The sequence below is a fragment of the Sulfitobacter sp. 1A10359 genome (assembly GCF_043558145.1).
GTDB lineage: Bacteria > Pseudomonadota > Alphaproteobacteria > Rhodobacterales > Rhodobacteraceae > Sulfitobacter > Sulfitobacter faviae.
Genome location: NZ_JBIFGB010000001.1, coordinates 805,131 through 817,242 on the forward strand (window position 1 = coordinate 805,131; position 12,112 = coordinate 817,242).

The 12,112-nt window shown below is 64.6% G+C and carries 8 protein-coding genes and 1 tRNA gene; 5 read left to right on the forward strand and 4 right to left on the reverse strand.

Annotated features, from left to right (window positions below):
- Window positions 1-13: 13 nt before the first annotated feature.
- Window positions 14-1,057: an aldo/keto reductase gene (locus ACGYK2_RS04000; protein ID WP_276154442.1), complete on the reverse strand. Its 1,044-nt coding sequence runs from the start codon at window positions 1,055-1,057 to the stop codon at window positions 14-16.
- A gap of 155 nt (window positions 1,058-1,212) precedes the next feature.
- Between ACGYK2_RS04000 and ACGYK2_RS04005 the strand changes: the two genes are divergently transcribed.
- The gene (locus tag ACGYK2_RS04005; RefSeq protein ID WP_271689556.1) at window positions 1,213-2,436 is read left to right on the forward strand and encodes an MFS transporter; all 1,224 of its coding nucleotides are present in this window, start codon (window positions 1,213-1,215) and stop codon (window positions 2,434-2,436) included.
- A 70-nt stretch (window positions 2,437-2,506) separates the two neighbouring features.
- Window positions 2,507-4,219, forward strand: a complete 1,713-nt coding sequence (gene metG, locus ACGYK2_RS04010) for a methionine--tRNA ligase (RefSeq protein ID WP_271689555.1) — start codon at window positions 2,507-2,509, stop codon at window positions 4,217-4,219.
- A gap of 66 nt (window positions 4,220-4,285) precedes the next feature.
- On the opposite strand, the gene ACGYK2_RS04015 is transcribed toward metG, so the two are convergent.
- A complete protein-coding gene (locus ACGYK2_RS04015) occupies window positions 4,286-4,876 on the reverse strand; it encodes a PAS domain-containing protein (protein ID WP_271689554.1) in 591 nt (196 codons plus the stop codon).
- A 311-nt stretch (window positions 4,877-5,187) separates the two neighbouring features.
- Between ACGYK2_RS04015 and ACGYK2_RS04020 the strand changes: the two genes are divergently transcribed.
- The gene (locus ACGYK2_RS04020) at window positions 5,188-6,729 is read left to right on the forward strand and encodes an MHYT domain-containing protein (protein ID WP_271689553.1); all 1,542 of its coding nucleotides are present in this window, start codon (window positions 5,188-5,190) and stop codon (window positions 6,727-6,729) included.
- A 14-nt stretch (window positions 6,730-6,743) separates the two neighbouring features.
- Here ACGYK2_RS04020 and ACGYK2_RS04025 read toward each other — a convergent pair.
- Both ACGYK2_RS04025 and ACGYK2_RS04030 read right to left on the reverse strand, forming a co-directional pair.
- A tRNA-Leu gene (locus ACGYK2_RS04025) sits at window positions 6,744-6,830 on the reverse strand.
- Between the two features lie 78 nt (window positions 6,831-6,908).
- Window positions 6,909-7,385, reverse strand: a complete 477-nt coding sequence (locus ACGYK2_RS04030) for an Lrp/AsnC family transcriptional regulator (RefSeq protein ID WP_067267484.1) — start codon at window positions 7,383-7,385, stop codon at window positions 6,909-6,911.
- Window positions 7,386-7,492: 107 nt separating this feature from the next.
- On the opposite strand from ACGYK2_RS04030, the gene putA reads away from it, so the two are divergent.
- Both putA and ACGYK2_RS04040 read left to right on the forward strand, forming a co-directional pair.
- Window positions 7,493-10,909 carry a bifunctional proline dehydrogenase/L-glutamate gamma-semialdehyde dehydrogenase PutA gene (gene putA / locus ACGYK2_RS04035; protein WP_394374203.1) on the forward strand — a complete coding sequence of 1,139 codons (3,417 nt, stop codon included), beginning with the start codon at window positions 7,493-7,495 and terminating at the stop codon, window positions 10,907-10,909.
- A 27-nt stretch (window positions 10,910-10,936) separates the two neighbouring features.
- On the forward strand, window positions 10,937-12,088 hold the full coding sequence (locus tag ACGYK2_RS04040; RefSeq protein ID WP_271689549.1) for an amidohydrolase: 1,152 nt from the start codon (window positions 10,937-10,939) through the stop codon (window positions 12,086-12,088).
- The last annotated feature ends 24 nt before the right edge of the window (window positions 12,089-12,112 follow it).

Consider the following 12,112-nt stretch of genomic DNA (forward strand, 5'->3'; position numbering starts at 1 on the left):
CCAAGGCGGCCCATCAATAGGGCATCGGATGGGCTTTATGCGCCGCGTCGAGGTCGGCCATCACCTCATCGCTCAAGGTCAGCTCCGCCCCGCCAAGCGCCACGTCAAGCTGCTCAAGGCTGGTCGCGCCAAAGATGACAGAGCCCATGAAGGGCCGTGTCGCACACCATGCCAGCGCCATCTGCACCGGGTCGAGCCCATGTTTCTCGGCCACGTCAAGATAGGCCGCGACCGCCTCAAAGGCGCGGGGGGTGACCCGACCGCCCAGATCTTCGTTCAGCGACAGACGCGACCCGGCGGGGACCTTCCCGCCCTGATATTTCCCGGTCAGCAACCCCGCGGCCAGCGGAGAGAAGGCCAGCATGTCAATCTGCTCATTGATGCAGGTCTCGGACACATCGGAATCGGCCAGTCGGCACATCAGCGAATATTCGTTCTGCACCGAGATCGGGCGCGGCCCGCCCACACGTTCGGCCACGGCGGCCCATTGGGTCAGCCCCCAAGCGCTTTCGTTGCTCAGGCCAAAGGCGCGGATCGTCCCGCGTTCGACCTCAAGTTGCAGCGCGCCGAGCGTATCTTCCATATGCGCAATGGTCTCGGCCCGGTTCTGGCTCGACGGGTCGTAGTGCCAATTCTTGCGGAACATATAGCTGCCGCGGTTGGGCCAGTGGAATTGATAAAGGTCGATGTAATCTGTCTGCAAGCGCTTCAGCGAGCCTTCGATGGCGCCGGGGATCGTGTCCGAGGAAATCGGCGCGCCGTCGCGGGCGTGCTGCATCCCCTCGCCGGAGTGTTTGCTGGCCAGAACCACCTCGTCTCGCCGCTTGTCGCGGGCGAACCACTGGCCGATGATCTCTTCCGTCCGGCCAATCGTCTCGGCGCTGATCGGGTTCACGGGGTACATCTCGGCAGTGTCGATGAAGTTGATCCCGGCCTCCAGCGCGCGGTCGATCTGCGCATGGCCCTCCTCGGCGGTGTTCTGGGTGCCCCATGTCATGGAGCCCAAACAGAAATGCGAGACCTCGATATCGCTAGAGCCGAGCTTTTTCATCTTCATCTTTTGGTCCTCGCTTGTGATTTGCCCGCAACCTAGCCGCCTGCCCGGCCTTCGCAAGGGCAATTGGCCCGCGCCGATCCTAGCTCCCCGACAAAAGCGCGGCCCCGGTAGTTTTCGGCCTTCCGTTTGGGCAGCAATGGACGCAATCTGCGCCCATGCGTCTGCTCATATCCTTCGCCGCCCTGTTCTTCTCGGTCATTCTCCTGCAACTCTCCACCGGAGGTGTGGGGCCGATCGACGTGTTGTCGGGCGTGCAGCTTGGGTTCAGCCGACAGGAAATCGGTATGCTTGGCTCGGCGCATTTTCTGGGGTTCTTCATCGGCTGCTGGTGGGCGCCTCGGTTGATGGGCAGCGTCGGCCACAGCCGCGCCTTTGCCGCCTTCACCGCCGCCGGATCAATCGGCCTGATGGCGCATATGATGGTGGTGGACCCCTACGCATGGGGGCTGATGCGTGTCGCGTCAGGCATGTGCGTGGCGGGCTGCTACACGGTGATCGAAGCATGGATGCAGGCCAAGGTTACCAATGAGACCCGCGGGCGCACCATGGGCGTTTACCGGGTGGTCGACATGAGCGGCTCGCTTGCCGCGCAGTTGATCGTGGGCGTGCTCGCCCCGGCGTCTTACGTCTCTTACAACCTGCTGGCCATCGGCTGCTGTGCTGCCCTCTTGCCGCTGACGCTGACCAAGGTCCGCCCGCCCGAAACACCCAGCCAGCCACGGCTGCGCCCACGCCTCGCCTTTGACCGCTCGCCGCTGGCGGCGGCGGGGGTCATCGTGGCCGCCGTCTCAAGCGCATCTTTCCGCATGGTCGGGCCGATCTACGGCCAAGAAGTCGGCCTCAGCGCGCCGCAGATCGCGTGGTTCCTTGCCGCTTTCGTGCTGGGTGGCGCGCTCGCGCAATATCCCATGGGGATGCTGGCCGATAAGTTCGACCGCCGCTGGGTGCTGATCTGGCTCTCGGTCGCCGCGATGGGCGGCTGTGCGGTCACCGTGATGGGCGCGGGCTATGGCACGGCGGGGATCATGCTCTCGGCCGGGCTCTTCGGCGCCACGACCTTTCCAATCTATTCGGTCTCTGCCGCCCATGCCCATGACTTTGCCAGTTCCGACGAGCGGGTAGAGCTTTCCGCCGCCCTGATGTTCTTTTTCGCTCTGGGTGCCATCGGCGCGCCCTATCTCGCCTCGGTCCTGATCGACAATTTCGGCGCGGCGGCGCTATTCGCGATGATCGCGGCGGCGCATGGGGGGCTGGTGGTCTTTGGCCTTGCCCGGATGCGCGCGCGCCCCACCTTGGCCGAGCGGACGCCCTACGTCTACGCCCCACGGACCAGCTTTCTCATCGGGCGGCTCTTGGGCCGCGCGCGGGACCGCGACTGACCGGTCCCGTCTTTTGCTGGAACTGGCGCAGCCCTTGCGATAAGGCTGCGCCAAGCACGGGAATATTTATATGACACGCCACCTCATCACCTCCGCCATCCCCTATATTAACGGGATCAAACATCTGGGTAACCTCGTGGGCAGCCAGCTGCCTGCGGACCTCTACGCGCGCTATCAGCGTGGCCGGGGGCAGGATGTTCTGTTCCTCTGCGCCACGGACGAGCACGGCACCCCCGCCGAGCTTGCCGCCGCGAAAGCGGGCAAGCCGGTCGATGAATATTGCGCCGAGATGTATGAAACACAGGCTCGCATCGCCGAAGGGTTCGGCCTCTCCTTCGATCACTTTGGCCGCTCGTCCAGCCCGCAGAACCGCAAGCTCACGCAGCATTTTGCCGGTGCCCTGGCGGATCAGGGGCTGATCGAAGAGGTCTCCCAACGGCAGATTTATTCGCCGACCGACGGGCGCTTTCTGCCCGACCGCTATGTCGAGGGCACCTGCCCCAACTGCGGGTTCGAGGATGCGCGCGGCGATCAATGCGACAATTGCACCAAGCAGCTTGACCCCGAAGACCTGATCAACCCGCGCTCGACCATCTCGGGCGCCACCGATCTGGAAATGCGCGAGACCAAGCACCTGTTCCTCAAGCAAAGCCAGCTAAAAGACGAGCTCGACGCTTGGATCGACAGCAAGACCGACTGGCCCGTGCTGACCACCTCCATCGCTAAGAAATGGCTGCATGACGGCGACGGGCTGCAAGACCGTGGCATCACCCGCGACCTCAGCTGGGGCGTGCCGGTGAAACGCGGCGATCAGGATTGGCCGGGCATGGAGGGCAAGGTCTTCTATGTCTGGTTCGACGCGCCCATCGAATACATCGCCTGCGCGCAGGAATGGGTCGATGCGGGCAAAGGCACCGATTGGGAAAGCTGGTGGCGCACCGACAAGGGCGCCGAGGACGTGCGCTACACCCAGTTCATGGGCAAGGACAATGTCCCCTTCCACACGCTCAGCTTCCCCGCCACGATCAAGGGCTCGGGCGAGCCGTGGAAGCTGGTGGATTACATCAAGTCCTTCAATTACCTCAATTATGACGGCGGTCAGTTCTCCACCTCGCGCGGGCGCGGCGTCTTCATGGATCAGGCGTTGGAAATCCTGCCGGCGGATTACTGGCGCTGGTGGCTCTTGAGCCATGCGCCCGAGACCTCGGATGCCGAATTCACTTGGGAAAATTTCCAAGCCTCCGTGAACAAGGACTTGGCCGACGTGCTAGGCAATTTCGTCAGCCGGATCACCAAGTTCTGCCGCTCCAAATTCGGCGAAGCGGTACCCGAGGCCGGCGAATACGGTGAGGCGGAACAGGCGCTGATCGAAGACATCACCGCCCGCGTCGCCCGTTACGAGACGTTGATGGAGGCGATGGAGGTCCGCAAATCCGCCGCCGAACTGCGCGGCATCTGGGCGGCGGGCAATGAATATCTGCAAGCCCAAGCGCCTTGGACCACCTTCAAGACCGACCCCGACCGCGCGGCGGCGCAGGTGCGGCTGGCGTTGAACTTGATCCCGCTCTACGCCGTGCTTTCCGCACCCTTCATCCCCACGGCCTCGGCCTCGATGCTGGCGGCGATGAAGGTCGACGACATGCCGTGGCCCGACGATGTGCCCGCTGCCTTGGGCAAGCTTGCCCCCGGCCACGGGTTTGAAGTGCCCGAGGTGCTTTTTGCCAAGATCAGCGATGAGCACCGCGAAAGCTGGGCCGAACGTTTCGCCGGTAAGCGCGACTGATCAGAAATCTAGGAACAGCGGCGCGGGTTATGCGCCGCTGGTTCACTTTGCGGCACGGGCATTGCGCTAACCGCGCCGCGCGCGCTTTCCCACTGAGACCGCGCGCACTGGCCCCACGCCATTCGCCGCCGCTTCGACACCCCGAAACCGGACGCCATGCCCCCGCCCTTCGGGATCCCGCTCCGCCGTGAGCCATCCGTGGACAATGCGGGCCGTCTCTTCCCCCGGGTGCATTTGAAAGCCGCCCTGCGGGGCCAGCCCCTCAAGCGCCTGCGCCCAAAGCGTGCCGATCTCAGCCCCATCGCAAAGCCGCGGCCCGAACAGATCGCTGATATGCTGCCCGATCAGACAATCCCCCAGCCCATAGGTGATACCGCAGGCCGCCTCATTGGCATGGCAAACGCGCCCATCGGGAGAGAAAACCACGTCGATTTCGGCCATATCGGCCTTGACCGGGGATAGGATGGCCTCACCCGCGGCCCCCTTCCCACCCGCGGGGCCGAGAGAGGGCACAAGCGCCCCGCGAAGCCTTGCCTTGGGCGGGCCATCAAGGTTCTGCCTAAACATGCGCCGCTCTGCCGCGAAAACGATGGAGATCAGCGGGAGCTGCCCCCAGGTAAGGCTGTCCTCTACAGCAGCGGTATTCCCGGCTGACATGCTCACCCTCTCACGCGGCCCGTTGGGTCCCGACGCGCCGCACCGCACAGCGGAGCCCAGCATCCGAGAAACATAGCCCCGCAGGCAAAAGACCATGCGCCGTAAGAGGTTAAACGATCGCCCTCCTTTCCCTGAACCTGCCATCTGCCGCCTCTGCCTCATCCCGCCCCACTGCCGACCTTGGGAGAGGATTAGCGACAAGGTCTTACCACGGAGTTAAAAAATGTAGGCACAGTGTGAACTTGCGAGAGACTTATTTTCGTCCTATTCCGACAGCAATTAACCAAGTGTTAATATCAGATAGGATAAAGATGTTCCGGGTCGCCCATACAATTCATCACGATCACGACCTCGGGCTCGTGCTGCTTGCAGCACTTCTTTGTATCTTTGGCAGCTGGGTGGTGGCACGGCTCTATCGGCATGTGCTTGAACAGCCGCGTCGCCAAGCGTTGATTTGGTGCTATCTGACCGCGATGACAGCGGGGGTGACGATCTGGTGCACCCATTTCATTGCGATCCTCGCCTATCAGCTCGACGCGCCGGCGACGTTCCATTTCTCGCTCACCTTCCTGTCGCTGATCATCGCCATCGTCGGCTCGATTCTGGGCGTCGTCATCGCCGGGCTGCTCAAATCCCGGCGGGCCACGGTTCTGGGCGGGACGATCTTTGGGCTGGCGATTTCGGCCATGCATTATACCGGCATGGTGGCCTATCGCGTGCAGGGCGCGATCCAGTGGGACATGGGCTATCTGACCGCCTCCGTCATCATCGCGGTTGTCCTTGCAACCCTCGCGCTTGGCGCGGCGGGCCGTGGGGGCAAGGGCAGCGTGCTGTGGATGACCGCGCTTTTGGCGCTGGCGATCATCCTGCTCCATTTCACCGGCATGGCCGCTTTTCAGGTCACCCCGCTGGCCGCGCAGCCGCTTTACGCCAACCCGGTTGAATATAGATTAATCGCGCTGATCATCGCCGGCACCGCCGCCATCATCGCGCTGGCCGCGCTCTTTAGCTATGTTGTCGAAAACCGCACCCGCAACGAAAGCGTCGAGGAACTGCGAAAGGCCCGCGATGCCGCCGAAAGCGCCAGCCGGGCGAAATCGGAATTCATGAGCGTGCTGAGCCACGAATTACGCACCCCGCTGACCATCGTCATCGGCTACGCCAGCTTCCTGTCGGAACTTAAACGCCACAACCTCGCCAAGCTCGGCCCGGATGAAAAACCGGAGTCCGAGCATTTCACCAAGATGGGCGATCAAGCGGAACTCTACGGCCAGCGCATCAAATTCGCGGGCGGGCAATTGTTGACCATTATCAACGACATCCTCGACTATACGAATATGGAGTTGAACGACCTCGCGCTCGACAAGACCGCCCTCGACACCCGCGCGCTTTTGGAAGAAGTGGTCGAAGAGCACCACGGCGCCGCGCATGACAAGACGGCCACGCTGCATATTGACACCCCGCCGCTCACCGTCACCGCTGACCGCCGCCGCAGCCTGCAACTGTTGGGCCATATCGTCGGCAATGCGCTGAAATTCTCCAAGGCGCGGGACATCTATCTGCGTGCGCGCCTGCACGCGGGCGGGTTTGTTTTCGAGGTCGAAGACAATGGCGTTGGCATCGCCGCGCAGGATCTGGACCGCATTTTCGAGGCTTTCACCCAGATCGAAGACGCCGATGATCGCGCCGAGGGCGGCACTGGGCTGGGGCTGGCGATCTGCAAGAAACTGGCCCTTGCCCATGGCGGCGACATCACGGTCAAAAGCACGCTCGGTCAGGGCACGACCTTTACCGTCTTCATCCCCGGCGCCACGCAATTGGCAGAGCCTGCGACGCTGGCGAAGGCAAGCTAAGTCTTTGAAAACAGTGGTGCGGGCGGTGGGACTCGAACCCACACGGGGCTACGCCCCAACAGATTTTAAGTCTGGTATGTCTACCATTCCATCACGCCCGCATCGGGGCGCACAATAAGCATCACGCGGGCGGTGTAAATGGGCGAATGCCCCCGGCCCCATGGTTCTGGCACGATGCGTCAGGCCGTATCGGCCAGCATGGTTTCCTTTACCGCCTCCATCGCCACATAGGTCGAGGTGCTGGCCACATGCGGCAGGGTTGAAATCACCTCCCCCAGAAAGCGGCGATATTCCGACATGTTCCGCGTCCGCACCTTGATCAGATAGTCGAAATGGCTCGCGATCATATGGGCCTGTTCGATCTCGGGCACCTTGGCCACGGCGAGGTTAAAGGCCCGCAAGGCCGCCTCGCGCGTGTCGTTCAGGCGCACCTCGACAAAGGCGACGTGATCCAGCCCCAGCCGGATCGGGTCCAAAAGGGCGCGATAGCCAAGGATCACGCCGCTTTCCTCCAACCGGCGCAGCCGCGCTTGGGTGGGGGATTTCGACAGGCCAATGCGTCGGGCAAGATCGGTGATGCTGATGCGCCCGTCTTCGGCCAACACCGATAGAATCGCGCTGTCGAACCGGTCCAGATTGAAAAGTTCATTTGACATGTGATTCCTCGCTAGTTCGGTCATAACGACTATAATGCAATACATATTAAGTCGATTAGCCTTCTCAACATGCGGTATTCTGGTCCAAACATCAACTGGAGCTTGCCATGGCCCTCGATCACGCCCCCGCCCTTCGCCAAACCATCGACGCGCGCACCTATGCCGAGCCTGACGCGCTGCTCACCGAGCTCAAGGCGCAGGCCGATCTTTCGCCCGAGGACCGCGCCAAGATCACCGCCGATGCGGCGGGTCTGGTGCGTGACATCCGCGGCACCTCGGCCCCCGGCATGATGGAAGTCTTCCTCGCCGAATACGGGCTCAGCACCGAGGAAGGCGTGGCGCTCATGTGTCTCGCCGAGGCGCTCTTGCGCGTGCCAGATGCCGAGACGATCGACGCGCTGATCGAGGATAAGATCGCCCCTTCGGACTGGGGCCGCCACATGGGGCATTCGACCTCCAGCCTCGTCAACGCGTCGACATGGGCGCTGATGCTGACGGGCCGCGTGCTCGACGACGACCAGCCCGGCCCGGTGCGCCACCTGCGGGCGGCGATCAAACGTCTGGGCGAGCCGGTGATCCGCACCGCCGTCAGCCGCGCCATGCGCGAGATGGGCCGCCAGTTCGTGCTGGGTGAGGACATTCAGGCCGCGATGAAACGCGCCCGCGGAATGGAAAAGAAGGGCTTCACCTATAGCTACGACATGCTGGGCGAAGCCGCACGGACCGAGGCCGATGCCAAGCGCTATCACCTCAGCTACTCCCGCGCGATCTCGGCCATTGCAGATGCCTGCACCCATGACGACATCCGCAAGAACCCCGGCATTTCGGTCAAGCTCTCGGCCCTGCACCCGCGCTACGAGCTGGCGCAGGAAGAGGCCGTGATGCGCGATCTGGTGCCGCGCCTTCGGGCGCTGGCACTCTTGGCGAAATCGGCTGGCATGGGCCTCAACATCGATGCAGAGGAAGCCGATCGCCTCGCACTCTCGCTCGAGGTGATCGACACGGTGATGGGCGAGCCTGCGCTGGCCGGCTGGGACGGTTTCGGCGTGGTCGTGCAGGCCTATGGCCCGCGCGCGGGCGTGGTGATCGACACGCTTTACGAAATGGCGCAGCGCCACGACCGCCGCATCATGGCGCGGCTGGTCAAGGGCGCCTATTGGGACACCGAGATCAAGCGCGCGCAGGTCGAGGGGATCGACGGTTTCCCGGTCTTCACCCGCAAGGCCGCGACGGATGTGAGCTACATCGCCAATGCCCGCAAACTGCTGGGCATGACCGACCGCATCTACCCGCAGTTCGCCACCCATAACGCCCATACCGTCGCCGCCGTTCTGCATATGGCCGACGATCCGGAGGCTTACGAGTTCCAACGCCTGCACGGCATGGGCGAGACCCTGCATGACATCGTCATGCAGAAACACGGCACCCGCTGCCGCATCTACGCTCCCGTCGGTGCGCACCGCGATCTGCTGGCCTATCTTGTCCGGCGTCTCTTGGAGAACGGGGCGAACTCCAGCTTCGTGAACCAGATCGTTGACGAGGACGTGCCGCCCGAGGTCGTGGCCGCCGATCCCTTCGACCAGTTGCACGACAGCGTGCCCTCGATCCCGAAAGGCCCGGAAGTGTTCCAGCCGCAACGCGCCAATGCGCGCGGCTTCGATCTGGCGCATACCCCAACCCTCGCCGCGATCGAAGAAGCCCGTGCGCACTTCGCGGAGGCGACATGGGAAGCCGCACCGCTACTAGCGGGCGAAGCTGCGCCCGAGGCGGCTGAAACCGTCGCCAACCCTACCGGGGGTGCCTCCCCTGGGACCGTGCGCCCTGCCTCCAAGGCCGATGTGGCCACGGCGCTCGACACTGCCGCGCCTTGGGACGCGCCTTTCAACACCCGCCGCGACACGCTTTTGCGCGCCGCCGACATGCTCGAGGACCGCTACGGCGAGATCTTCGCCATCCTCGCCCGCGAGGCTGGCAAGGGTCTGCCCGACTGCGTGGCCGAATTGCGTGAGGCGGTGGATTTCCTGCGCTACTACGCAGGTCAAGCCACCAACGAGCCGCCCGCGGGCATCTTCACCTGCATCTCGCCGTGGAACTTCCCGCTGGCGATCTTCTGCGGGCAGGTCACGGCAGCCCTGGCCGCAGGCAATGCCGTGCTCGCCAAACCGGCCGAGCAGACCCCGCTGATCGCACAGCTTGCCGTCAAGGTGCTGCACGAGGCCGGCGTGCCGCGCGCCGCGCTGCAACTGCTGCCGGGCGGCGGCGAGGTGGGCGCGGCGCTCACCGGCGACGCCCGCGTCAACGGCGTGGCCTTCACCGGCTCAACCGCCACCGCCCTGCGCATCCGCGCCAACATGGCCGAGCATTGCGCCCCCGGCACCCCGCTGATTGCCGAGACCGGTGGCCTCAACGCCATGATCGTCGACAGCACTGCCCTGCCCGAGCAGGCCGTGCAGGCCATCGTCGAAAGCGCCTTCCAATCCGCGGGCCAGCGCTGCTCCGCCGTGCGTTGCCTCTACGTGCAGGAGGACATCGCCGAGGACCTGATCACCATGCTCAAGGGCGCGATGCAGGCGCTGCGCATGGGCGATCCATGGCATCTGTCGACCGACGTGGGCCCCGTCATCGACGATGCCGCGCGACAGACCATCGTCGATCATGTCGAGGCCGCCCGCGCGGAGGGCCGGCTGATCGCCGAACTAGAAGCGCCCGAAGGCGGCACCTTCGTCGGCCCAGCGATCCTGAAGGTTGATGGCATCAGCGACATGCAGCGGGAGATTTTCGGCCCCGTGCTGCATGTGGCGACCTTCAAGAGCCATGAGCTCGACGATGTGATCGACGCGATCAACGCCACCGGCTATGGCCTTACCTTCGGTCTGCACACGCGGATCGACGACCGGGTGCAGCATGTCTCGGAGCGGATCGAGGCGGGCAACATCTACGTGAACCGCAACCAGATCGGCGCCATCGTCGGCAGCCAGCCCTTCGGCGGCGAGGGGCTTTCGGGCACCGGGCCGAAGGCGGGCGGGCCGAACTACTTGCCGCGTTTCGCCGCGCCCGACCATCAGGAGGCTTCCGGCACATGGGACAACGCGCAGCAGAGCCTGCCCGCCCTGCCCGCGCATCTGCCGACCGTTCTAGAGACCCAGTCAATGCCCGGACCCACCGGCGAGAGCAACCGCCTGTCGACCCTGCCCCGCCCCGCGCTTCTCTGCATGGGCCCGGGGGCCGAGACGGCGGCGGCGCAGGCCAAAGCCGTGCGCGCCCTCGGCGGTGTCGCGGTTGAGGCCACAGGCCCCATCGACCCCGAAGCGCTCACCACCGGCCCGGCCTATGGCGGCGTGCTCTGGTGGGGCGATGAGGAGACGGCGCGGCAAATCGACAAGGCGCTGGCGGCCCGCGAGGGGGCGATCATCCCGCTTCTGCGCGGCAAGCCCGACACCGCGCGCGTCCGTGCTGAGCGGCATGTCTGTGTTGACACCACCGCCTCGGGCGGCAATGCACAGCTCTTGGGGATGATGGCCTGAACGGGCCGCGCACTTAGGGGGAGCGCCATGCTGACGAACCGCGATATCGAAGAGTTGACGCAGTTTCGCAGGGCGCTCCACCAATACCCCGAGGTTTCGGGCGAGGAAGTGGAAACCGCCCGGACCATCGCGGCGGAACTGGAAAAGCTCGCGCCTACGCGCATCCTCACCGGCCTTGGCGGGCATGGGGTGGCGGCGGTTTTCGACAGCGGCAGCCCCGGCCCCACGGTGCTCTTCCGCGCGGAACTCGACGCCCTGCCGATCCCCGAGGATCATGACATTCCTTGGGTCTCTAAGGTACCGGGCAAGTCCCACGTCTGCGGCCACGACGGCCATATGACCATGCTCTTGGCGCTCGGCCGGATGATCGGGCGCCGCCCCGTCGCGAAGGGCCGCGTGGTGCTGATGTTCCAACCCGCCGAGGAAGACGGCAGCGGCGCGCGGGCAGTGGTGAACGATCCGAGCTATGCCGAGATCGCTGCCGATTACGCGTTTGCCATCCATGTCGAGCCGGGCCGCCCCTTTGGCCATGTCGACACCGCGCCCGCGCTGATCAACTGCGCCTCGAAAGGCATCTCCGTCACCCTGCACGGCAAGACCGCCCATGCCGCCAGCCCCGAAGACGGCACCTCCCCCGCACCTGCACTGGCCGAATTGATCCCGGCGCTGCAAGCGCTCGGCCCCGGCGGGCCGCTTGATGATGACTTCCGCCTCGTCACCCTCACCCATCTGCGCATGGGTGAGCCGACCTTTGGCGTCGCCCCGGGCGAAGCGGCGCTCTACGCCACCCTGCGCAGCACCCGAGACGATGCGCTGGCCAAGATCGAAGCGGCCCTGCGCGCCGATGTCGCGCGCGTGACCGAGGTCCATGGGCTGACCGCAGCTTTCGCGGAATCCGACCATTTCGCCGCCTCCATCAACCACCCCGAGGCCTACGCGATCGCCGCCGCGGCGATGGACGCGCTTGGCGTGTCACACGGGCAGAAAAATCTGCCGATGCGCGCCTCAGAGGATTTCGGCCTGTTCGGGCGCGATGCCAAGGCCGCAATGCTCTGCCTCGGCCCCGGCGAGGGCTATGCCGCCCTGCACAACCCTGATTACGATTTCCCCGATGATCTGATCCCCGTGGGCGCCGGAATTTTTGAGCGGATCGCGCGGGATTTGCTCGGTTCCGCTTGACAGAAGCCCCCGCGGGCGCAGCTA